Raw genomic sequence first — 21,150 nt, forward strand, 5'->3', positions numbered from 1 at the left:
TTTCCGTCCGGGCGGTGGCGCTCCGCGGGGGAGGCGGGAAGGGGGCATCCTAGGACGCGGAACTGCGGTGGGGCCAACGAGTTTTCGGCGTCCCGGTGACCCCTGAGGCAAGCCCCGCAGGGGCGAGCCCTCCAGGGGCGCGGGGAACTGCGCGCCCAGCCACCGCGGACCCGCACCCGCTCAGTCGTCGGCGAGTTCCGCCACACCCGTAACGCGATGCAAGGGATACGTACGGACCTCATCCGCCGTGTGGTCGTACGCCGTGACGAAGCCCCCCTCCACCCGAACGGGAGCGATCACCCGCTGACTCGCCGCGCCCTCCGCGTTCACGTACCCGATCCACACGGCCTCCCCGGTCATCACCGCGGCCTGCATCGTCGCGAGCGTCTCCGCGGCCGTGGTGCGCGGCAGCCCGCCGTCCGCCGCCGGAGCCTCCTTGCGGGGCGCCGTCGACGCCAGGTCGCCCGCGCGAATCGCCCGTACGGCCGCGTCGATGAGCGTGGGACCGGGCAGCGGCGGCCCGTCCGGGACCGGCTCGGGGGCCGAGCGGGGCGGCGTGCGGTGCGCATGGGCGCGGGTGACCAGGACGTCGCCCTCCGCGCTCTCCGCGGCCGGCGCGAACCCCATGGCACGCAGCCCGTCGAGCAGCGTGCCGGGGTCCGCCTGGGCGGCGAGGACGGTGGGCGCGAGGCGGCGAAGACGCAGGCTCTGGGCGCGCTTGTCGGCCATGATCTCGTTGAGCAGGGCCTCGTCGTCGCAGCGCACGTACGCGCCGGCGGCGCCGATCCGCAGGTGGCCGTGTTTCCGCGCCACGTCGTCGATCAGATAGGCCAGGGGCTGCGGGACCGGCGTACGGGAGTGGGCGGCCAGGAAGGCGTGCAGGTCGGACGCCGACTGCCCGGCGTCGAGCGCGCGGCGCACGGAGCCGGGCGTGAAGCGGTAGACGGTGGCGCCGCCCTTCGACTCGACGTCGGCGAGGACGGCGAGGGCGTCGGCCAGCGGCCGCTCCAGCGGGCCGGGGGCCACGGCGGTGAGGTCGGCCTGCAGGAGGACGTGGTCGAGGGGTTCGGGGAGGAGGGGGGCGAGGAGCCGGGCGGCGCGGCCCGCGCCGACGGCACGTCCGGCGAGGCCGTCGGCGTCGCTGTCCGCGTTCTCCGTGGGCGCCGGCAGCAGCGCCCGGCCGTGCGTCGACAGCGCGCCCCGCCCCGTGACGCCCAGCAACTCGGCCTCGCTCAGGGTCCATCGGGCGATACGGGAGCGCAGGTCCTGCGGCGTCGGGGAGTCGGAGGGGTTCGCGGCGCCGTCCTTGGCGGGGGCGGGGCGCGGGCGCCCCGCGGCCGGGCGCTCCCAGCCGAGCCGGGCCAGGAGGGACTCCGGGACCGGGGCGCAGCCCTCGGGGAGCGTGCCGAGGAGGGAGAGGACGCGCAGGCGGACCTCGGGGGCCGCCGAGCGGTCCAGGTGCGGGCCGAGCGCGGAGAGCGTGCGGTCCTTGCCGTCCCGGCCGCCGACCAGGCCCGCCGTGCGGGTGGCCGCGAGCCAGGCCGTGGCCAGGGCGGCCCAGCGCTCGGGGGCGGGCAGCTCCTGCCACTCGTCGTAGGCGGGGGTCGCCGCGTACCGTTCGTCGGTCTCGCCGTCGGAGGCGATCAGGCCCGCCGCGTAGGCCAGTTCGACCCAGAAGGCGGCCATCGGCTCGGACGTGTCGAGCGCCACCGCCGTCCGCTTCAGGTCGCGCACGCTGAGGCCGCCCGCGCGCAGCACGGCGGGACCGCCCTCGTCCCAGTCCTTCAGGAGCTCCTCGACGGTGGCGAGCGCGGTGTAGGCCTGACCCGCGGCGGTCGCGTCCACAACCTGTGGACGGTGCTCGCGCGCCGCCTCGACGGGCGGCGGCGTCGGCTCGGTCGTGCGGTGGGCGCGGCCCGCGCGCAGGTGCAGGGCGGCCTCGCGGGGCAGGACGACCGTGCCCGGCGCGGTGGGCAGGAGCAGCCCCCGGTCGAGGAGCCAGCGCAGGTGCCGGGCGGGATCGGCGGTGACCTGCCCGTACGGCGGCCCCCACACAAGGCGGGACAGCACCTCCACGGACTCGGCGGGCGCCTCGTCGAGCAGCGCCGACATACGGGTGCGATCGGTGAAGAGGGCCGTCAGCGACCGCACCGCCGACACGGGATCGTGGGTCGTCGGCAGCCCGGCCGCCGCGACGATGTCCTGCACGCGGGTCGGCGACATCCCGGCCGTGGCCTCGGCGACGGTCGGACCGAGGCCGGTCGGGGACGGGTGCTGCGGGGTGGGGGCGAGCAGCTCCCGGGCGGTACGGACGAGCCGGAGCCGGTCGTCGGGCCCCCACACCAGGGCCTGCTCGTGCAGGGTGGCGAGGGCGCGGGGCAGCGCCTCCTCGACGGCGGCGTCCCCGTCGTCCCCCGCGAGCAGGGCGCGCACCTCGTCGTACGAGGCGGGCTCCGACGCCACGGCGACGGCCTCGGCGACCTGCTGGGCGAACCGGTCGAGCCGCTCCAGCGCCCGCACGACCGAGGCGCGGGTCCCCGCGCGGGTGGCGAGCTGGGTCAGGTCCGTGGGCACGGGGCTGAGCAGATCCGGCCGCGCCCGGAGCAGCCCGGCCAGCGCCCCGTCGGCCCGCGACCGCAACGCCTCCGCGAGCGACCGCGGCACGTCCCCGGCACGTGCGGCCACGTGTCCGCTCGCGTCGGCGCTGTCCGTGGGCTGCGGCTCGTCGGTGCTCATCCGGTTCACGGTAGCGGGTCGGGCGGGGGTGGCGGGGGTGTCGGGGGCGGGGGCGGCGCCCGCGGGGGCCGTCCACCGCCGGAACACCGAGTGAACGTTCCTCCATCTCTCGAAAGAGTGAACGCACCCCGATACCCGAATGGACTCCTCGGCGGTCCACTTAGGTGGCAGCCATGGTCAGTTCCGCCCACGAGGGCTTGCACCGCATCTTCCAGGAGAGACCCGAGATCCTGGCCCCCGTCTTCCGGGCGCTGGGCATAGCCTTCCCCGAGAAGGCGACCATGGACGCGCTCACCCCCGATGTGACGGAGACGAGGCCGCTGGAGCGGCGCGTGGACACCGTGCTGCGCATCGGCCCCTCCGATGGAGACGACTTCTTGCTGGCCATCGAGTCGCAGGGGGCGCGCAAGCCGGAGAAGGAGCTGAGCTGGGCGTACTACGTTGCCTATCTCCAGGCCAAGTACCGCATGCCTGTGCTGCTGCTCGTGGTCTGCCAGGACCAGGCCACCGCCACGTGGGCGAACGGCCCCTTCGACTGCGGGGTCCGAGGCTGGACCACTCAGCGCACGCGTCCTCTGGTCGTGGGCCCCGACAATCTGCCGATGATCACGGACCGGAGGACCGCCGCGGAGAACCCCGCCATGGCGGCAGTCTCCGCGCTGGCACACGCCCGTAGCCGGTGCATCAACGCAATACTGGAAGCATTCGGCAGTTCCCTCGAGGAGCAGGACGGGGACGTCGCCGACTACTTCTACGAGTTCCTGGACATCAACCTGCGGGGAACCGCAGCCGGAGACAAATGGAGGGAAATCATGGGCTTCGTAACCTACTTCCCCGGCCGTGGCACGGTCCGCGAAACGGCGTACCTCGAAGGCAAGGCAGAGGGCAAGGCGGAAGGCAAGGCGGAAGGCAAGGCGGAGGGCAGGTCCGAGGACCGTTCCTCCCTGGTTCTGCGCGTGCTGGAGAAGCGCGGTGTCGAGGTACCCGATGAGACCCGGGAACGCATCGCCGCCTGCACCGACCTCGACACCCTCGGCCTCTGGTTCGACCGCTCGCTGACGGCCACCACGGCGGAGGACCTCTTCGCGGAGCCCGTGGAGACCTCGGCGTCCGCAGCGGGCACGGACGCGCCGCTGTAGCCGATCAGCGCGGCACGAGCCCCGCCCTCACTGCCGGGTCGATGGAGTGAGCCCCACGGCCCGGCCTACTCCTCCCGCCCGCCGAAAACCGCGAGTGCCTCCGCATCGGTGACGCGGGACCGCAGGTAGGAGTCGGTCCACTCCGCGATCTCCGGGTAGCCGGAGTCACGGGTCAGGCGGGTGGCGGCGGTTTCGATGTCGTAGTGCGTGGTCCGCAGGTCGATGCCGGGGCCCAGGAGCGCCCAGTGGGCGCCCGTGCGGCCGTAGGGCATGCCGACGCTGCCCGGGTTGATGACCATGCGGCCGTGTGCGAGGCGGACGAACGGCATGTGGGTGTGGCCGCAGACCACCGTGCCCACGGCCGGGTCAAGGCCGTCGAGAACCTCACGCCACCGGTCGAGGGGGGAGTCGACGAGGACGACCTCTTCGTCGTCGCGGGGCGTGGCGTGGCAGAACAGGACGTCGCCGAGGCCCTGGAGGGACAGGCGTACCGAGGACGGCAGGGCGCAGAGCAGGGCGAGGTGGTCCGGGCGCAGTTGTTCCGCGGCCCAGGGAGCGATGGGGTCGGGGATCGTGTCGCGCTCGCCGCGGCGGTACTCGACCAGTTCGCGGTCGGCGTTGCCGCTGATCCAGACGGCGCGGTCGCCGAGGCCGGCCAGCACGTCGAGGACCTGGGCCGGCTGCGGTCCCGCCGCGATGTCGCCGGTCAGCACGATGCGGTCCGCCGCCCGCACCTCCGGTTCGGCGAGAACCGCCTCCAGTGCGGGCAGGACGCCATGGATGTCGGACAGGACTGCCACTCGTCTCAGCATGGTGATCACCCTGAGGGCGTGGCCCGCGCGGGGCGAGCCCTTTCGCTTCGCGCGTACGGCGGCCCCGTGGCCGACGGCCTCCGCGCTGTAGCCCACGTCACCACCGCGGGACGCGTCCATGCGGCACACTGGACGTTTGGCCTAACCGAAAGGCGCTCGCGTGAACGGTCCCCTCATCGTCCAGTCGGACAAGACCCTCCTGCTCGAGGTCGACCACGAGCAGGCCGACGCCTGTCGCCGGGCCATCGCGCCCTTCGCCGAGCTGGAGCGGGCGCCCGAGCACATCCACACCTACCGCGTCACCCCGCTCGGGCTGTGGAACGCGCGGGCCGCGGGGCACGACGCGGAGCAGGTCGTGGACGCCCTCGTGGAGTTCTCGCGGTACCCCGTGCCGCACGCCCTGCTCGTCGACGTCGCCGAGACGATGGCGCGGTACGGACGCCTCACGCTCTCCAAGCACCCCACCCACGGCCTCGTCCTCACCACCACCGACCGGCCCGTCCTGGAGGAGATCCTGCGGTCGAAGAAGGTGCAGCCGCTCGTCGGCGCCCGGCTCGACCCGGACACCGTCGCCGTGCACCCCTCCGAGCGCGGGCAGATCAAGCAGACGCTGCTCAAGCTGGGCTGGCCCGCCGAGGACCTCGCCGGGTACGTCGACGGTGAGGCGCACGCGATCGACCTCGACGAGAGCGGCTGGTCGCTGCGGCCCTACCAGCAGCAGGCCGTCGAGGGGTTCTGGCACGGCGGGAGCGGTGTCGTCGTGCTGCCCTGCGGGGCCGGGAAGACCCTGGTCGGCGCCGGGGCCATGGCGCAGGCCAAGGCGACCACGCTGATCCTCGTCACCAACACCGTCTCCGCCCGCCAGTGGAAGCACGAGCTGGTCAAGCGGACCTCCCTCACCGAGGACGAGATCGGTGAGTACAGCGGGACCCGCAAGGAGATCCGGCCCGTCACCATCGCCACGTATCAGGTGCTCACGACGAAGCGGAAGGGCATCTACCCGCATCTGGAGCTCTTCGACTCGCGCGACTGGGGGCTCGTCATCTACGACGAGGTGCATCTGCTGCCCGCGCCCGTCTTCAAGTTCACCGCCGACCTCCAGGCGCGCCGCCGCCTCGGGCTCACCGCGACCCTCGTACGGGAGGACGGGCGCGAGTCCGACGTCTTCTCGCTCATCGGGCCCAAGCGGTTCGACGCCCCGTGGAAGGAGATCGAGGCGCAGGGCTACATCGCGCCCGCCGACTGCGTGGAGGTCCGGGTCAACCTGACCGACAGCGAGCGGCTCGCGTACGCCACCGCCGAGGCCGAGGAGAAGTACCGGTTCTGCGCGACCACCGCCTCCAAGCGGAAGGTCACGGAGGCGCTGGTCAGGAAGCACGCCGGGGAGCAGACCCTCGTCATCGGGCAGTACATCGACCAGCTCGACGAGCTCGGCGAGCACCTGGACGCGCCCGTCATCAAGGGCGAGACCACCAACGCGCAGCGCGAGAAGCTCTTCGACGCCTTCCGGCAGGGCGAGATCTCCGTCCTCGTCGTGTCGAAGGTCGCGAACTTCTCCATCGACCTGCCCGAGGCCACCGTCGCCATCCAGGTGTCCGGCACCTTCGGGTCCAGGCAGGAGGAGGCCCAGCGGCTCGGGCGGGTCCTGCGGCCCAAGGCCGACGGGCACGAGGCGCGCTTCTACTCCGTCGTCGCCCGCGACACCATCGACCAGGACTTCGCCGCCCACCGGCAGCGGTTCCTCGCCGAGCAGGGGTACGCGTACCGGATCGTGGACGCGGACGAGCTGCTCGCCGGATAGCGCACGGCGGCGTCGCTCAGCCGCCCGCGAGCATCGCCGCGGGGACCGTCACGAGCGACGTCAGCGCGAACGCCGTCCGCAGCCACGCCGCGCGCGAGTCGCGCGGCGTGAGCCAGCCCGCCGTCAGGCAGCCGAGGCTCCCGAAGGCCGCGAGGCCGTAGCGGGCCACCAGGTCCCGGTGCGCCGACGACGCCGCGTCGCCGAGCTCCGCGTCGAGCGCGACGACCCACCAGCCGATGACGAGGAGCAGCAGTACGGCCGGGGTCGCCAGGGCCAGGGCGACGATGCGGGACGGGCGGGGGACCGGGTGCGCGGCGGCGTAGGCGGCGTTACGGGCGGCCCAGTCGGCGCGGGACTCCGGCTCGGTGCGCGACTCCAGTTCGGCGTGGGACTCCGGCTCGGTGCGGGACGTCGTCTCGGTTCGCGGGTCGGTGGTCATGGGGTGAGTCAACCGCCCCGCGCGGGGGCGGCACCTCTGTCCGCGTACTCAGGTACGTACTCAACATCGGCAGCAGCGCCAGCGCGAGCAGCGCGTACGGCGACGCCAACGGCTGCTGCCACCACGGCAGCCGCAGGTCCAGGTCGCCGTGGTGCGGGAGCAGCCAGAACGTGCGGGCCGTGAAGAGCACGGCCACCGCGGCGGCCAGGCGCGGCCTGCCCCCGGCGACCAGTACGGCGAGCAGGGGCACGCACCACACCCAGTGGTGGGACCAGCTGATCGGTGAGATCAGCACGGTCGTGAACGCGGTCAGGAGCAGCGCGCCGGCCTCGCTCGGGGCGCGGCGGGCCAGCCAGAGGCCGACGGCCGCCGTCAGGGCCGCCGGTACGGCCCAGGCCGCGCCCGGCTCCGCCTCGTGCAGGAGGCGGGCGACCAGGCCCTGCAGCGACTGGTTGTCGACGATCCACGCCTTGCCCACGCGCCCGGTCTCGAAGAGGCGCCGCGTGAAGAACTCCACGCTGGCGGCGGGCAGTACGAGCGCGCCGAGCAGCACCGTGCCCGTGAGCGAGGCGAGCGCGGTCACCGCCTCGCGGGGGCGGCCGCGCAGGAAGAGGTACGCGATGAAGACGGCCGGGGTCAGCTTGATCCCCGCCGCGACACCGAGCGCGAAGCCCTTGCCGACGGCGCCGGGCGGCCGGGTCAGGTCCCAGAGGACCAGGCAGACGAGCGCGAGGTTGATCTGGCCGAACAGGACGGTCTGGAAGACGGGTTCGAGCCAGAGGGCGAGGGCCGTGGCGGCGCAGAGGGGCGCGGCGCGGGCGGGGAGGCCCGCCAGTCGGCAGGAGAGGCGGATCAGCACCGCGAGGAGGGCGACGTTGCCCGCGAGGAAGAGGGCCTTCAGCGCTCCCAAGGGGAGCCAGGTCGTCGGCACGAAGAGGATCGCGGCGAACGGCGGGTAGGTGGCGGGGAGTTGCCATCGGGTGACCGTGAACCCGTACAGATCAGTGCCGTCGGCGACGGCTGCGCCCTCGGCCCGGTAGACCAGGGTGTCGGCCATCGGGATGTGCTGGACGGCGCAGAGGGTGGCCAGCGCGGCGAGGGAGACCGCGAGCAGTGCGCCGGATGCTGTGGGTGACAGGGGGGTCGCAGTCCGTGGTTTCACGGCGTGACCTTAGTGGACGGCGGGTCCGGCGGAGGGTGGCTCCGCGGGGCGCGTCGCCGGGGTGGGTCAGCGGCGTCGTACGCCCGCTTCCTCCGCGTACTCGCCGAGCACGACGACGCCGAACGCCGCGCTCACGAAGGCCTTGGCGGCGCGCAGGGCGCCGCCCTTGCGGTGCGGGTGCACGGCGTCGTGGGGCTCGGCGGCGGAGCCGGCGGAGGTCGGTGCGGACGCGGAGGTGAAGGTTGCTGCGCTCATGTCTCCATGGTCGTTTCCCGGCGGCCCCCGCACATCGGCCTGTGGTGCAACCCCGCCCTCGGCCTGCGGTGCACCCTGCGGTGGACCCCGTACACCTTGAGACGGAGACCGACCCTTAGGGACCGGCCGCCCCCAGGACCCAGGTCCCGGGACCCGGGACCCATGGCACATGTCCCATGCCCATGCCCATGGCCCAGGACCCGTCCACCCTCCCGCCGGAAGGCGGTACCGTCGAGTGCGCTGTGTAACAACCGCGGCGCGTCAACGCAGCCGCCCCTGAGGGGACTTCGTGGGGATCGAGAGCGACCAGCTGGTCTACGACTATCTGAGCCGGGTCGGGGACCTGGCTCAGCAGCGGCAGTTGCCGTCCGGGGACCGGATGAGACTGGTCGCCGAGCTGCGGCACACGATCGAGCGGGGCCGGGCCAAGGCCGTCGGCGACAGCCCCGCCGGCGTCCGCCGCATCCTCGACCGCCTCGGCACCCCGGAAGAGGTCGTCGACGCGGCGGGCGGCGCCCCCGGGGACGTACCGGCGAAGCCGCGCGCACCCCGCCCCTCGGTACCGGTCCAGCGGACCGGAAGGCCCCGCGCCCGCCGCGAACCCACGGAGAGCCGGGAGGAGCCGGGGGAGCGCGACGAGCACGGCGGCCGGGACCTCCGGCAGGGCAGGGGCGGGGGCGGGGGCGCTGAAGGCGGCCCCGGGCGGCTGCGGCGCGTCGTACCTCGCCCTCGCCCCCGTCCCCGCCCTCGCCGCACCGCCCCGGCGCCCCTCGACCCGGCGGAGTTCGACGGGAGCGTCCCCTCGCCGCCCCACCTCGCGGGCTCCGACGAACTGGGGCCCAGCGGCTCCGCACCCGACTGGTGGCGGGTGGACAGCAGCCCGTTCGGCGTCGCGGACAGCGTCCCGGGCTTCGTCGGCGGCGTGGAGATCCCCGAGCTGCTCAAGCCCCCGCCGTCGCTGGACAAGGCCAAGGGCAAGGGCCGCCACGCAGACGGAGACGAGGGCGAGGAGGAAGGCGAGTACGAAGAGGAGTACCAAGAGGAGTACGAGGCGGAAGAGGAGGAGGCGGCGGAGGGCAGGCGACGGCGGTGGCGGCTGCCCCGGGGGCGGGCGGTCGCCGCGGGCACGGGCGCCACGTTCAGCAACCCCCTGCTCCTGCTCGCCGCAGCCCTCCTCACCGTCGGCGCGATCCTCGGCAACCTCCTCGCCCTCGGCGTCGGCTGGCTCATCGCCTACGCCTCCCGCAGGCTCTCCCGCGCCGAGGCGAAGTTCGCCGCGCTGGGGCTCCCCGCACTCGCGGTGGCCGCCGGGATCGGCTGGCTGTGGGGGCGCGGCGAGGGGCGCTGGGGCGAGCCGATCAGGGACGGTCACCTGAGCGACGCCCTGGCCGACACCTGGCCGTGGGTGGTGCGCGGCGCGGCCGTCGCCTCCGCGCTTTTCCTGCTGTGGAGGTCGCAGCGGCAACGGCAGTAAACGGAAGGGGAGTTGCGGCCCCGGCTGCGGCTACTTCTTCTTCTTCTTCTGCTACTACTTCTTCGTCGTCAGATCCGCCCGCAGCTCGTCGAGGATCTTGTCCGCCGCGGTGTAGCCGATGCCCTGGATCCACAGCTCGTCGTCGACGGTGTGGACATTGCCCGACTTCACCGCCTTCATGTTCTTCCACAGGCCGCTGCCCACGGTCCGGGTCTCCTTGGCCTTCTTCGGATCGCCGTACGTGGAGCGGAAGATGACGTCCGTGTCCGCGAGGTCGATCTTCTCCGGGGACAGGTCGTAGGAGAAGCCGTCCTTCGCCTTCGCGGAGATCGGCGCGCGGCCGAGACCGACGTCCTTGAGGATCGTGGCGATGTAGCTCTGCTCGCCGTAGAGGCGGATGTCGGCGCCCTCGATGAAGCGGAGCACGTTGACCTCGGTCCGTTCGGCCTTCGCGCGGCCGCCGACGGCCGCGGTGACCTGCTCGGTGTGGGCCCGGTAGGCGGCGACGGTCTTCGCCGCCACGGCCCGCTTGCCCAACGCCTCGGCGTGCACCTGGAAGTTCTCCTTCCAGGGGTAGCCGGTCGACTCCGTCATGACGGTCGGCGCGATCTGCCTGAGCTGGTCGTACTTGGCGGCGTGCCGGATCTTCGAGGTGAGGATCAGGTCCGGCTTCAGCGCGGCGATCGCCTCCATGTTGGGGTTCATCATCTCGCCGACGTCCTTGATGCCGTCGACCTCCTCCTCGGGCAGGTAGCTCGGGAAGCCCGAGGACGACGCGACGTGCGTGGCGCCGACCGGCCGCACGCCGAGCGTGATCGCCGAGTCAAGTTCGGCGGTGTCGAGGACGACGACGCGCTTCGGGGCCGCGGGCACCTTCACGTCGCCCATGGCTGTCCGGACCGTGCGGGTTCTGCCGGACGTGCCGGAGCCGTCGGAGCCCGACGAGCCGCAGGCGGTGAGGGCCAGGGCGCCGGTGAGGGCGAGGGCGCAGGTGGCGAGCGCGCGGCGGCGCAGCGGGGAGCGGGAGTGGGTCACGGGGTCGCCTTTCACGAGGGCCTCATGCGGGGGTGGTGGTGCGGGCGGGCGCGGTCCAGGGCGCCCCGGGGACGACCAAGGGGGAGCCGGTCACGGGGTCGGGTACGACGACGCACTCCAGGCCGAACACCTCACGTACGAGGTCCTCGGTGACGATCTGTGCGGGGGCTCCCTCGGCGACGACCGCGCCGGCCTTCATGGCGACGAGGTGATCGGCGTACCGCGCGGCCTGGTTGAGGTCGTGCAGGACCACGACGACCGTGCGGCCCCGCTCGCCGTCGTGCGTGGCCGCGGCCAACTGCCGTACGAGGTCGAGGACTTCGACCTGGTGGGAGATGTCCAGGTAGGTCGTGGGCTCGTCCAGGAGGAGGATGTCCGTGTCCTGGGCGATGGCCATCGCGATCCACACGCGCTGACGCTGGCCGCCGGAGAGCTCGTCGACGGGGCGTTTGGCGAGCGCGGTCACGTCGGTGCGTTCCATCGCCTGCGTCACCGTCCTCTCGTCGTCGTCGGACCACTGCTGCCACCAGCGCTGGTGCGGCTGACGGCCGCGGGCCACGAGGTCGGCGACGGTGATCGCCTCGGGGGCGACGGGTGTCTGCGGGAGCAGCCCGATCTGCTGGGCGATCTTCCTGGTGGGGAGCTCGGACAGCGCCGCGCCGTCGAGGAGGACCGCGCCGCGCCGCGGCTTGAGGAGGCGGCCGAGGGCCCGCAGCGTCGTGGACTTGCCGCACGCGTTGGGGCCGACGATCACCGTGACCCTGCCGTCGGGGATCGTCAGGTCGAGTCCGTCGACGACCGTGCGGTCCTCGTAGGCGAGGGTCAGCCCGCGGGCCGAGAGACGGGCGGCGGTCACGAGGTGCCTCCATCGCGGACGGAACGGCTGCTGACGATGAGCCGGATCAGGTACGGGGCGCCGACCGCCGCCGTCAGGACGCCGACCGGGAGTTCGGTGGGCGCGAAGAGGCGGCGGGCCGCCAGGTCGGCGAGGACCACGATCAGCGCGCCGAGCAGCGCCGAGCACAGGAGCGGGAGCTGCGCGGTGCGGGTCAGCCTGCGGGCGGTCTGCGGGGCGAGGAGCGCCACGAAGTCGACGGGGCCCGCGGCGCCGGTGGCCACCGAGGCGAGGACGACGCCGAGCGTGCCGAGGCCCAGGCGTACGGGTCCCAGGCGCGTGCCGAGGGCCGTCGCCGTGTCGTCGTCCATGGTGACCGCGCGCTGGGCACGGGCCGCCCACAGGACGCAGGGGAGCAGGACGAGCAGGGTCAGGCCGAGCGGGTTCGCCTCGGCCCAGCCGCGGCCGTTGAGGGAGCCCGTCATCCAGATCTGCGCCTGCTGGGCGACGAGGTAGTCGCCCTTGGTCATGAAGAGCGTCGTCACCGAGCGCAGGGCGATGGCGAAGCCGATGCCGATGAGGACGAAGCGGGTGGCGTGCAGGCCGCCGCGCCACGCGAAGGCGTAGACGAGGGCGGCCGCGGCGATGCCGCCGAGCACGGACAGGTAGGGCAGGGCGGTGTACGAGGTGATCCCGTAGGTCATCGCGCCGACGGTGAGCGCGCTCGCGCCCTGGCTGATGCCGATGATGTCGGGGCTGGCGAGCGGGTTGCGGGCCACGGTCTGGATGAGCGCGCCGGCCACGCCGAACGCGGCGCCGGTCAACAGGCCGACGACCAGGCGGGGTTCGCGCAGCGTGCCCACGACCAGCTCGTCGGGGGAGGGCTGCCCGAGGACGACCTTCAGGGCCTCGACGGGCGGCACGAAGGACTCACCCGCACAGAGGTACGCCAGGCAGCCCGCGGCGAGCAGCAGGGCGAGCGCGGCGGCCACCGCGGCGGCCCGCCGGTGCACGAGGAAGGCGGCCCGGCGCACGCGGAGCACCGCGTATCCGGCGGGACGGACGCCGGGCGACGCCGTGGTCATGCGGCCACCGCCTTCCGGCGTACGAGGGTCACGAGGAAGGGCATGCCGATGAGCGCGGTCATCACGCCCGCGGGGACCTCGCCGGGCGGGAAGACGATCCGTCCCGCCGTGTCGGAGACCAGCAGCATCACCGGGCCGAGGACCGCCGCAAGGGGCAGCACCCAGCGGTGGTCGGCGCCGACGAGCGCGCGGGCGATGTGCGGGACGGCCAGGCCGATGAAGGCGATGGGCCCGGCGGCGGCCACGCCCGCCGCGGTGAGGACGGTCGCGCCGACGCCGCCGACGACCCGTACCGTCGCGACGTTCTGGCCGAGCCCCTTCGCCACGTCCTCGCCGAGCGCGAGCGCGTCCAGGCCGCGCGCGACGGCGACGACGAGCACCACGCCGACGACGAGGAACGGCCAGATCCGGCCGACGATCGCGGCGTCGCGGCCGGAGAGCGAGCCGATCTGCCAGAAGCGGAACTCGTCGAGCGCGGCGGCCCGGGTGGTGAGGACGGCGGTCGTCACGGAGACGAGGAGCGCATTGACCGCCGCGCCGCCGAGCGCGAGTTTCACCGGGGTCGCGCCGCCCCGGCCGCCGGCGGCGATCGCGTGGACGGCGACGGCGGCGAGTCCGGCGCCGGTGAACGCCCACCACACGTATCCGGACAGGGTGTGCACCCCGGCGAAGGCGATGGCGAGGACGACGCCCACGGAGGCGCCCTGGCTGATGCCGAGGATGCCGGGGTCGGCGATCGGATTGCGGGTCATGCCCTGCAGGACGGTGCCGGCCAGCGCGAGCGCGGCGCCGACCAGGACGCCGAGCACGGTGCGCGGCACCCGCATCTCACGGACCACCTCGGCGGCGTCGCCGTGCCCGCCGTGCAGCAGGGCGTCGAGGACGGCGGAGGGCGCGATGGCGCGGGCGCCGACGGCGAGGCTGAGCAGGACGGCGAGCAACAGGGCCGCGACGGCCGCCGTCAGCACGGCCGCGCGCCGGACGGGCACACGCCGGACGGGCACACGCATCGACTGAGCTCGTTTCACGTGGAGAGCTCGTTTCACGGGGAGGGCAGGCACTCGGGGAGCATGACGTGGCTCGGTAAGGCGAGGCTAAGTCTAGGGGCGGGCCGGGGGCCCGCCGTCGGCAGAATGGGCTCATGAGCTCACACACGCTGACCGTCGGCTTCGACCTCGACATGACCCTGATCGACTCCCGGCCCGGTATCAAGGCCGCCTATCAGGCGCTTTCCGCGGAGACGGGGACGTACGTCGATGCCGACCTGGCGGTGACGCGGCTCGGCCCGCCCCTGGAGGAGGAACTGAGGAACTGGTTTCCGGAGGAGAAGATCCAGGAGACGGGCGACCTCTACCGTGAGATCTACACCACACACGCCATCGCGCCGACGCTCGCGATGGCCGGTGCCCGTGAGGCCGTCGCCGCGGTCCGCGCGCACGGCGGGCGCGCGATCGTGGTGACCGCCAAGCACGAGCCCAACGCGAAGCTCCACCTGTCGCACCTCGGCATCGAGGCCGACGCCGTGATCGGCTGGCTGTGGGCGGAGGCGAAGGCCGAGGCGCTGCGCGAGTACGGCGCGGCGGTGTACGTCGGGGACCACACCGGTGATGTACGCGGCGCGCGTACGGCGGGCGCGCTGTCCGTCGCGGTGGCGACCGGACCGTGCGACGCAGCGGAACTGCGCGCGGCGGGCGCGGACGTCGTCCTCGGCGGGCTCGCGGAGTTCCCCGCCTGGCTCGACGGGTACGTCGCGCGGGGCGCCGCTAGCTAGTGCCTGACCTGGCCCGGCGCCGCTGGAAGGCGATGCCGCGCAGCACGCCGGCGGCGGCGATGAGGAAGCCGACGCCCATCAGCATGCACACCGCGTAGGCGATGGACGGAAAGGGATCGGTGCCCAGGAAGAGCGGGGCCACCGTGACCAGTGTGGCCACGGCTCCGACGAAGAAGACGATTGCTCCGGTCCGGACCATTCCATCGCCCGGTCCGGCGGAATTCGCTTGGGTTTTGTCACGCACCCGACCAGGGTAGTTCCCAGCGCGAAGGAAGAATCCGGGGACGTCTTGTCACCGGGCCCCGGACCAATAGTCTTGGTGCCGGCGGGTCGGGCGACCCGCTGTAGTGCTATCCAGAGCCGTTTTCGACCCGTCGTACCGGACGGGCGGAGACGGCATAGACGAGTACGACGAGTACGAGGACGAGGACTTCACGTGCCTACCGGCAAGGTCAAGTGGTTCAACAGCGAGAAGGGCTTCGGCTTTCTCTCCCGCGACGACGGCGGCGACGTCTTCGTGCACTCCTCAGTACTGCCCGCCGGCGTCGACACACTCAAGCCCGGCCAGCGCGTGGAATTCGGCGTGGTCGCGGGACAACGCGGTGACCAGGCCCTTTCGGTGGCGATTCTCGACCCGACCCCGTCGGTGGCGGCCGCGCAGCGCCGCAAGCCCGACGAACTGGCCTCGATCGTCCAGGACTTGACGACACTGCTCGAGAACATCACACCCATGCTGGAGAAGGGCCGCTACCCCGACAAGGCGTCCGGCGCGAAGATCGCGGGGCTGCTGCGGGCGGTCGCGGACCAACTCGACGTATAGCGGGTCCGGTCCCCGGGGAGAGCCGCTCGAATTCCGCTAGGGGAACGCCAGGGCGTCCAGGGGAAATCTAGGGGAACGACAGCGCGTCCGGGCCGAGGGGCGGTACGAGTCCCTCGGCCGCGGCGCGGGTCAGCAGGCCGCGGACCGCCGCGTAGCCGTCCTCGCCGAGATCGGCCGTGAACTCGTTGACGTACAGGCCGATGTGCTGGTCCGCCACCGCCGGGTCCATCTCCTGGGCGTGCTCCAGGACGTACGGGCGGGAGGCCTCCGGGTCGTCCCACGCCATGCGGACCGAGGCGCGCGTGACGTCCGCGAGGGAGCGCAGCACCTCCGTGCCCAGTGACCGCTTCGCGATGATGGCGCCCAGCGGGATCGGCAGCCCGGTCGTGGCCTCCCAGTGCTCGCCCATGTCGGCGAGACGGTGCAGGCCGTAGTTCCGGTACGTGAAGCGGGCCTCGTGGATCACCAGGCCCGCGTCGACCTTGCCGTCGCGCACCGCGGGCATGATCTGGTCGAAGGGCAGCACCACGATCTCGCCGACGCCCCCGTCGGACAGCGTGTCCGCGGCCCACAGCCGGAAGAGCAGATACGCCGTCGACTTCTCGCTGGGCACCGCGACGGTCTTCCCGGTGAGGTCGACGCCCGGCTCCCGGGTCAGCACCAGTGGGCCGCAGCCCCGGCCGAGGGCGCCGCCGCAGGGCAGCAGCGCGTACTCGTCCAGGACGTACGGGAGGACCGCGTACGACACCTTCAGGACGTCGAGGTCCAGGTCCGTGGCGGGCGGGGCCGGGGGCGCCGGGGAGTGCCGGGCCGCGGCGTGTTCCGCGATGCCGTTCGTGATGTCGATGTCCGCGAACGTGACGTCGAGCCGGGGCGCGCCCGGCACCCGGCCGTGCGCCCAGGCGTCGAAGACGAACGTGTCGTTGGGGCACGGCGAGTACGCGATGCGCAGGGGGCGGTCCAGGGGGGCCGCTGGGGACTCAGTCTTGTGGGATGCCATGTGTGTTCCAACTCCTCAGTACCGGCGCGCACTTCCCGAACGCGTCGCCCAGCGCGGTCAGCGCCTCGCCGATCCGCCAGGCGGCGCGGTCGCGCGGGCCGACGGGATTGGAGACCGCGCGGATCTCCAGGACGGGCAGCCCGTGCAGGGCGGCCGCCTCGGCGACCCCGAAACCCTCCATCGCCTCGGCCAGGGCGCGCGGATGGCGCCGCAGCAGCTCGGCGGCGCGCTCGGCCGAGCCGGTCACGGTGGAGACGGTGAGGACGGTGCCGGTCGCGGCACCGCAGGCGTCGGCCGCTTCCCGTACGAGGGAACGCGGCGGACGGTGAGTGACGGCGCCGAAGCCCAGCTCGGTGACGGGCGCGAAGCCCCCGGGGGTCTCGGCGCCCAGGTCGGCGACGGTGATCTCGTCGGCGACGACGAGCGAGCCGACGGGGGCGTGGGGCGGGAAACCGCCGCCGATGCCGGCCGAGACGACCAGGCCGTAGGGGCGGTCCGCGGCGGCACGGGCGAGCGCGGTCGCCGTGCCCGCCGCGGCGGCGGCCGGACCCACACCGACGGCCAGGACGTCCGCGTCGAGTACGCCGGGGCCGAGGCCGGCCCCGGACAGCGCCCCGGCCACCGCGTCCCGTTCGGCGGGGACCGCGGTGGCCACGAGGACGCGCGGGGTCAGGAGTCCTTCTCGAACTTGAACGACCACAGACCCGTGGCCTTCGACGTGGAACCCTTGCCGCCCTCGAGGAGGCTGACGGTCGACTTGTCGCCGCCACCGCCGTACTGCTGGTTGAAGAAGACGCTGCCCGGGATGACGACGTACGTCTTCTTGCTGGCCTCGGTCAGCGGCTGACCGTTCATCAGCAGGGTCCAGCCCTTGTCGGCCACCTCCGGGTCGACGCCGAAGCGGACCTTCTCATCGGGGTCGACCTTGATGGACTTCACGTCCTTGTCCTGCAGGCAGGACTTGAGCTGCGACTGCTCCAGCTCCTTGCCGTCGTTGTAGCAGGAGGCTTCGCTGTTCACCGAGTCGCTGCCGACGGTCACGGTGGCCAGCGGCGTCGGCTTGTCACAGGCGGAGAGGACGAGGAGTCCGGCGGAGACGGCGCCAAGCGCGGCCACGGTGCGGCGGCGGCGTGCCGCGCGGTACACATTCGCGGCTCCGCCGCGGAGCAGGGAGGTCATGGGCGAAGGCTATCGGGCGCGCCGGGGGGTGCCGTTACGCGGGGGTCACGGGCGTGCCGTTGCGCGGGGTCGCGGGCGTGCCGTTGGACGGGGGCACGGGGTGCCGTGCCGCACTCGCCCCACACCCGCCGGTACCCGTCTCACACCACCCGGGCGCGCCGCGAGCCACCGCGCCGGGACGAGGCGAGGAGCCCGCGGACCGTCGAGAGCCAGCCCACCGCGACGATCCCGGCCGCCACCGACATGCCGAGCGTCCCCACCAGCGGCAGGGCGATACCGACACCGCCGCCGATCACCCAGGCCACCTGGAGCAGCGTCTCGGAACGGGCGAACGCGGACGTGCGGACCTGCTCAGGGACGTCCCGCTGAAGCAGCGCGTCCAGAGACAGCTTCGACAGCGCCTGCGCGAAGCCCGCACACGCGCCGAGACAGGCCACCCCCACCGCCCCGAAGAACAGCGTGGCCATGACCGCCACGCCAAGGACCACGGCGACGACCGTCACGATGATGAGCTCCGGCGCCCGCGACTTCAGCCAGGCGCCGACCGCCGTGCCCAGCGCGTTGCCCGCGCCCGCCGAGACGCCCACTATGCCGAGCGAGACGGCCGCGCTCTGCCCCGCGAGCGGGTGCTCGCGCAGCAGGAACGCGAGGAAGAAGATGAGGAAACCGGAGAGGCAGCGCAGCGCCGCGTTCGCCCCGAGGGCGTGGGTCACGGCCGGGCCGACCGTGCGCAGCCCCATGCGCTTGCCGCGAGTGGTGTCGTCCGCGGCCCGCGCGCGGGCGTGCAGGTGCAGATGCTCCTCGTCGGCGGCGAGCAGCGCCTTGCTCTCGCCCTTCGACGAGTCGACCTTCCGCGGCAGCGAGAAGGACAGGAACATCCCCGAGACGAAGATCACGAAGGCGCCGTACAGCGGCCAGCGCGGGCCGAGCGCCTGCAGCCCGGCCCCCGCGGGGGCCGCGACGGCCGTGGCGAGGAGACCGCCGAGAGTGACCCGCGAGTTCGCCTTGACGAGGGAGAACCCGGGCGGCAGGAGACGCGGTACGACGGCGCTTCTGACCACCCCGTACGCCTTGGACGCGACGAGTACGCCCAGCGCGGCCGGATAGAGCTCCACGCCGCCCGTCACGACCGCGCCCGACAGCACGAGGGCGAGCAGGGCGCGCGCCAGCATCGCCCCCGCCATCGCGGCCCGGCGGCCGTGCGGGAGGCGGTCCAGGAGCGGGCCGATGACCGGGGCGAGGAGCGTGAACGGGGCCATCGTGATGGCGAGGTAGAGCGCGACGCGGCCGCGGGCCTCGTCCGTCGGCACCGAGAAGAACACGGTGGACGCGAGGGCGACCGTGATCATCACGTCGCCCGCGCCGTTCACCGCGTGCAGTTCGATGAGTTTGCCGAGCCCCGACTCGCCCGCTCCGTGGGCGTGGGTGGCCTTGCGGATGCCGCGGGCGGTGCCGGTGAACGGGAGGTGCAGGGCGCGGCCCAGCGCACGCGCGGTCCGTCTCGCCGGGCCCGGCGAGACGGTTCCTACGGATATCGACCTGGTGGGGGCCACTCCGTCATAGTGCCCTCTTGGGGGGCGGCTAGTGCGAATACTGGCTGTGAGCCGTGCGGGCTTTCTCCGCCGCTCCGCGGCGGGGGGTCACCGGGGTGGGGTGCGTCGCCGCTTCGCGGCGGGGTGGGGCGGGGTGCTGAACCCCTGTGTGGTGGGGTGCTTCGCCGCTCCGCGGCGGGTTTCCCGCCCGCCCGCCCGTTTGCCCCGCGTCGTGGGGTGGGCGTAGGGGCCTTGCCGCTTCGCGGCGGGGTGGGGTAGGGCGGTGCTCTGCCCCCGCCGCGATGTTCTGGCACTCCGAGTGGCGGAGTGCCTCCCGCCCGCCCCCACCGGGGAAAAGGGCGGGTGGGTGGGGGAAACCCCGCGGAGCGGGGGCTCGGAGGGATGGCGTGCCGGGGGCGGAAATGCCGGGGGCGTGGGCGGGAGCGAAGTGCGGCTTGAGGGGCGGAGGTGCCGGGGCATGGGCGGGGGCGAAGGGAGGCTTGAGGGGGGCGTGACGGGGGCGGAGGCGCCGGGGAGAGGGCGGAGTGGAGTGAGGATCGGGGGGTGGCGTGTCGGGGGTGGAAATGTGGGGGAGGGGACGGGCCGAAGGGCGGCTCGGGGCGCCGTGGCGTACGTCGGTGTAGGCCCAGGGGCCAGGAGAAGGTAGCGTGCGTAGCGCGCCTGCGGCGGTTGTTCTTGGCCGCGCGCCTCTCGGTCATCCCGCAGAATGGGTGACGTAGGCGCGCCCCAGAACGTCGGGCGCGGACGTTGACGCGGCCCTCTGGTCCGCTCCGTCCGTACCCCCGCGTAAGGGTGGCGCACTCGTGAGACGGCGTAGGAGAGAAGCGATACTTGTGAGCGCAGCGACAACGCGAAGCCGTACCCCGCGCACCCCGCGTACCCCGCGTACCCCCGACCGCCTGTGCGCCGAGGCGGTCGGCCTGGCACGCGCCGCGGCGGAGGAGACCGCCGCGCCCGGTGTGGTCGGTGAGCACGTCGAGGTCCTGGTGGAAGGCGACCGGGTCGTCACCCACCTCTTCGAGTGCAAGGATTTCGGCTACCGCGGCTGGCGCTGGGCCGTGACGGTCGCCCGCGCCTCGCGGGCGAAGGTCGTCACGCTCGACGAGACCGTGCTGCTGCCCGGCCCCGACGCCCTGCTCGCCCCCGAGTGGGTGCCGTGGAACGAGCGGCTCCGCCCCGGTGACATGGGCCCGGGCGACCTGCTGCCGACCGACGCCGAGGACCTTCGCCTGGAGCCCGGCTACTCCGGCGAGGAGGAGCCGCCGCCGAACTCCGTCGTGTCTCAGGAGATGGCCGAGCTCGTCGAGGCAGAGGACGCCGAGGTCACGGCCGCCTCGCCCGCCGAACTGCCGGTCCAGCCGGCCCGCGGCTCGATCGCGGCGGTCGCCGACGAACTGGGCATGCGGCGCGCACGCGTCCTGTCGCGTTACGGCCTGCACGTCGCCGCCGACCGCTGGGACGAGGCGCACGGCGCGAAGACCGCGATGGCGCAGGCGGCGCCCGCGGCGTGTGTCAGCTGTGGCTTTCTCGTACGGATCGGCGGTTCGCTCGGGCAGGCGTTCGGTATCTGCGCCAATGAGTTCGGGCCCGCGGACGGGCAGGTCGTCTCCCTGTCGTACGGGTGCGGTGGGCACTCGGAGGCCGCGGTCATGCCGAAGCCGCCGCGGCCCGCGCCGCCCGTCCTGGACGAGACGCGGGTGGACGTGCTTCCGCTGCGGCCCGCGGCGGATTCGGGCTCGGTGAGCGTGGAGGGCCCGAGCGAGGACCTCGGCCACTCGTAGGTATCGGCGACGGGGGCGGGGTGCCTTGCGCGCCCGGCGTCCGGTACGCGACGCCCGGTACCCGGCGTCCGGTACGCGGCGCCCGGTACCCGGCGCCCCGCGCCCGCGGCACGGCAGGTCCGGGCTGCGCCCGGTGGGTCGCTTCGCGCCGTGTGGACCTGCGGGAGCGTTCCCCGGGCGACCCGCGCCGCATCCCCCACGCGTCGCCGCCCCACGGCGTTCTCCCCGCCCGCCCGCCGGTTTCTGCGCGGTACCGTTCGCCGCAGGGCACAA

20 protein-coding genes are annotated in these 21,150 nt (G+C 73.5%); 6 read left to right on the forward strand and 14 right to left on the reverse strand.

What is annotated here, in order from left to right; genetic code table 11:
• Positions 1 to 180: 180 nt before the first annotated feature.
• Positions 181 to 2,736, reverse strand: a complete 2,556-nt coding sequence (locus tag ACFVYL_RS09805) for a helicase-associated domain-containing protein (protein ID WP_389714201.1) — start codon at positions 2,734 to 2,736, stop codon at positions 181 to 183.
• 173 nt (positions 2,737 to 2,909) lie between these two features.
• Between ACFVYL_RS09805 and ACFVYL_RS09810 the strand changes: the two genes are divergently transcribed.
• Positions 2,910 to 3,875, forward strand: coding sequence for a hypothetical protein (locus ACFVYL_RS09810; protein ID WP_389714203.1), 966 nt, complete (start codon positions 2,910 to 2,912; stop codon positions 3,873 to 3,875).
• A gap of 65 nt (positions 3,876 to 3,940) precedes the next feature.
• On the opposite strand, the gene ACFVYL_RS09815 is transcribed toward ACFVYL_RS09810, so the two are convergent.
• A complete protein-coding gene (locus ACFVYL_RS09815; RefSeq protein WP_389714368.1) occupies positions 3,941 to 4,687 on the reverse strand; it encodes a metallophosphoesterase family protein in 747 nt (248 codons plus the stop codon).
• 160 nt (positions 4,688 to 4,847) lie between these two features.
• On the opposite strand from ACFVYL_RS09815, the gene ACFVYL_RS09820 reads away from it, so the two are divergent.
• A complete protein-coding gene (locus ACFVYL_RS09820) occupies positions 4,848 to 6,488 on the forward strand; it encodes a DNA repair helicase XPB (RefSeq protein WP_389714205.1) in 1,641 nt (546 codons plus the stop codon).
• 16 nt (positions 6,489 to 6,504) lie between these two features.
• On the opposite strand, the gene ACFVYL_RS09825 is transcribed toward ACFVYL_RS09820, so the two are convergent.
• From ACFVYL_RS09825 to ACFVYL_RS09835, 3 genes are all read right to left on the reverse strand, one after another.
• Positions 6,505 to 6,927 (reverse strand): hypothetical protein, encoded by a 423-nt coding sequence (locus ACFVYL_RS09825; protein ID WP_389714207.1) that lies wholly within the window; start codon positions 6,925 to 6,927, stop codon positions 6,505 to 6,507.
• Positions 6,818 to 8,041, reverse strand: coding sequence for a glycosyltransferase 87 family protein (locus tag ACFVYL_RS09830; RefSeq protein WP_389714369.1), 1,224 nt, complete (start codon positions 8,039 to 8,041; stop codon positions 6,818 to 6,820). Before ACFVYL_RS09830 ends, ACFVYL_RS09825 begins: the two co-directional genes overlap by 110 nt.
• Before the next feature lie 114 nt (positions 8,042 to 8,155).
• Positions 8,156 to 8,344, reverse strand: coding sequence for a hypothetical protein (locus tag ACFVYL_RS09835; protein WP_389714208.1), 189 nt, complete (start codon positions 8,342 to 8,344; stop codon positions 8,156 to 8,158).
• Between the two features lie 289 nt (positions 8,345 to 8,633).
• Here ACFVYL_RS09835 and ACFVYL_RS09840 point away from each other — a divergent pair, with 289 nt between their 5' ends.
• Positions 8,634 to 9,818 (forward strand): hypothetical protein, encoded by a 1,185-nt coding sequence (locus tag ACFVYL_RS09840; RefSeq protein ID WP_389714210.1) that lies wholly within the window; start codon positions 8,634 to 8,636, stop codon positions 9,816 to 9,818.
• A gap of 54 nt (positions 9,819 to 9,872) precedes the next feature.
• Here ACFVYL_RS09840 and ACFVYL_RS09845 read toward each other — a convergent pair whose 3' ends face one another.
• Genes ACFVYL_RS09845 through ACFVYL_RS09860 form a run of 4 tightly spaced genes read right to left on the reverse strand, consistent with a single transcriptional unit; the run spans position 9,873 to position 13,783 of the window.
• Complete coding sequence (locus tag ACFVYL_RS09845; RefSeq protein ID WP_389714212.1) at positions 9,873 to 10,853, reverse strand: ABC transporter substrate-binding protein; 981 nt, start codon at positions 10,851 to 10,853, stop codon at positions 9,873 to 9,875.
• Positions 10,854 to 10,875: 22 nt separating this feature from the next.
• Complete coding sequence (locus tag ACFVYL_RS09850; protein ID WP_389714213.1) at positions 10,876 to 11,709, reverse strand: ABC transporter ATP-binding protein; 834 nt, start codon at positions 11,707 to 11,709, stop codon at positions 10,876 to 10,878.
• Complete coding sequence (locus ACFVYL_RS09855; protein ID WP_389714215.1) at positions 11,706 to 12,773, reverse strand: FecCD family ABC transporter permease; 1,068 nt, start codon at positions 12,771 to 12,773, stop codon at positions 11,706 to 11,708. Before ACFVYL_RS09855 ends, ACFVYL_RS09850 begins: the two co-directional genes overlap by 4 nt.
• A complete protein-coding gene (locus ACFVYL_RS09860) occupies positions 12,770 to 13,783 on the reverse strand; it encodes a FecCD family ABC transporter permease (protein ID WP_389714217.1) in 1,014 nt (337 codons plus the stop codon). Before ACFVYL_RS09860 ends, ACFVYL_RS09855 begins: the two co-directional genes overlap by 4 nt.
• A gap of 131 nt (positions 13,784 to 13,914) precedes the next feature.
• Here ACFVYL_RS09860 and ACFVYL_RS09865 point away from each other — a divergent pair, with 131 nt between their 5' ends.
• Positions 13,915 to 14,544 carry an HAD family hydrolase gene (locus ACFVYL_RS09865; protein ID WP_389714218.1) on the forward strand — a complete coding sequence of 210 codons (630 nt, stop codon included), beginning with the start codon at positions 13,915 to 13,917 and terminating at the stop codon, positions 14,542 to 14,544.
• On the opposite strand, the gene ACFVYL_RS09870 is transcribed toward ACFVYL_RS09865, so the two are convergent.
• On the reverse strand, positions 14,537 to 14,788 hold the full coding sequence (locus ACFVYL_RS09870; RefSeq protein WP_389714219.1) for a hypothetical protein: 252 nt from the start codon (positions 14,786 to 14,788) through the stop codon (positions 14,537 to 14,539). The two genes, ACFVYL_RS09865 and ACFVYL_RS09870, sit on opposite strands and share 8 nt — an antisense overlap.
• A gap of 192 nt (positions 14,789 to 14,980) precedes the next feature.
• Here ACFVYL_RS09870 and ACFVYL_RS09875 point away from each other — a divergent pair, with 192 nt between their 5' ends.
• The gene (locus ACFVYL_RS09875) at positions 14,981 to 15,364 is read left to right on the forward strand and encodes a cold-shock protein (RefSeq protein ID WP_076685560.1); all 384 of its coding nucleotides are present in this window, start codon (positions 14,981 to 14,983) and stop codon (positions 15,362 to 15,364) included.
• A 67-nt stretch (positions 15,365 to 15,431) separates the two neighbouring features.
• Here the strand turns inward: ACFVYL_RS09875 and ACFVYL_RS09880 are convergent, their stop codons facing one another.
• The 4 genes from ACFVYL_RS09880 to ACFVYL_RS09895 all read right to left on the reverse strand — a co-directional run bounded on the left by ACFVYL_RS09880 (position 15,432) and on the right by ACFVYL_RS09895 (position 19,078).
• The gene (locus ACFVYL_RS09880; protein ID WP_389714221.1) at positions 15,432 to 16,364 is read right to left on the reverse strand and encodes a 1,4-dihydroxy-6-naphthoate synthase; all 933 of its coding nucleotides are present in this window, start codon (positions 16,362 to 16,364) and stop codon (positions 15,432 to 15,434) included.
• Positions 16,345 to 17,064, reverse strand: coding sequence for a futalosine hydrolase (locus ACFVYL_RS09885; protein ID WP_389714223.1), 720 nt, complete (start codon positions 17,062 to 17,064; stop codon positions 16,345 to 16,347). The genes ACFVYL_RS09880 and ACFVYL_RS09885 overlap by 20 nt, the downstream gene beginning before the upstream one ends.
• A complete protein-coding gene (locus tag ACFVYL_RS09890; RefSeq protein ID WP_389714224.1) occupies positions 17,034 to 17,543 on the reverse strand; it encodes a DUF2771 domain-containing protein in 510 nt (169 codons plus the stop codon). Before ACFVYL_RS09890 ends, ACFVYL_RS09885 begins: the two co-directional genes overlap by 31 nt.
• Before the next feature lie 140 nt (positions 17,544 to 17,683).
• On the reverse strand, positions 17,684 to 19,078 hold the full coding sequence (locus ACFVYL_RS09895; protein WP_389714371.1) for an MFS transporter: 1,395 nt from the start codon (positions 19,076 to 19,078) through the stop codon (positions 17,684 to 17,686).
• An 851-nt stretch (positions 19,079 to 19,929) separates the two neighbouring features.
• Between ACFVYL_RS09895 and ACFVYL_RS09900 the strand changes: the two genes are divergently transcribed.
• Positions 19,930 to 20,877: a DUF3027 domain-containing protein gene (locus ACFVYL_RS09900; RefSeq protein WP_389714225.1), complete on the forward strand. Its 948-nt coding sequence runs from the start codon at positions 19,930 to 19,932 to the stop codon at positions 20,875 to 20,877.
• The last annotated feature ends 273 nt before the right edge of the window (positions 20,878 to 21,150 follow it).

It is taken from the genome of Streptomyces sp. NPDC058308, from assembly GCF_042880275.1.
Lineage (GTDB): Bacteria > Actinomycetota > Actinomycetes > Streptomycetales > Streptomycetaceae > Streptomyces.

Bases quoted from the DNA above. Each gene is read 5' to 3' on its own strand.
- ACFVYL_RS09805 (WP_389714201.1), bottom strand. From the start codon at position 2,736: ATGAGCACCGACGAGCCGCAGCCCACGGACAGCGCCGACGCGAGCGGA.
- ACFVYL_RS09810 (WP_389714203.1), top strand. From the start codon at position 2,910: ATGGTCAGTTCCGCCCACGAGGGCTTGCACCGCATCTTCCAGGAGAGA.
- ACFVYL_RS09815 (WP_389714368.1), bottom strand. From the start codon at position 4,687: ATGCTGAGACGAGTGGCAGTCCTGTCCGACATCCATGGCGTCCTGCCC.
- ACFVYL_RS09825 (WP_389714207.1), bottom strand. From the start codon at position 6,927: ATGACCACCGACCCGCGAACCGAGACGACGTCCCGCACCGAGCCGGAG.
- ACFVYL_RS09835 (WP_389714208.1), bottom strand. From the start codon at position 8,344: ATGAGCGCAGCAACCTTCACCTCCGCGTCCGCACCGACCTCCGCCGGC.
- ACFVYL_RS09855 (WP_389714215.1), bottom strand. From the start codon at position 12,773: ATGACCACGGCGTCGCCCGGCGTCCGTCCCGCCGGATACGCGGTGCTC.
- ACFVYL_RS09860 (WP_389714217.1), bottom strand. From the start codon at position 13,783: ATGCGTGTGCCCGTCCGGCGTGTGCCCGTCCGGCGCGCGGCCGTGCTG.
- ACFVYL_RS09865 (WP_389714218.1), top strand. From the start codon at position 13,915: ATGAGCTCACACACGCTGACCGTCGGCTTCGACCTCGACATGACCCTG.
- ACFVYL_RS09880 (WP_389714221.1), bottom strand. From the start codon at position 16,364: ATGGCATCCCACAAGACTGAGTCCCCAGCGGCCCCCCTGGACCGCCCC.
- ACFVYL_RS09890 (WP_389714224.1), bottom strand. From the start codon at position 17,543: ATGACCTCCCTGCTCCGCGGCGGAGCCGCGAATGTGTACCGCGCGGCA.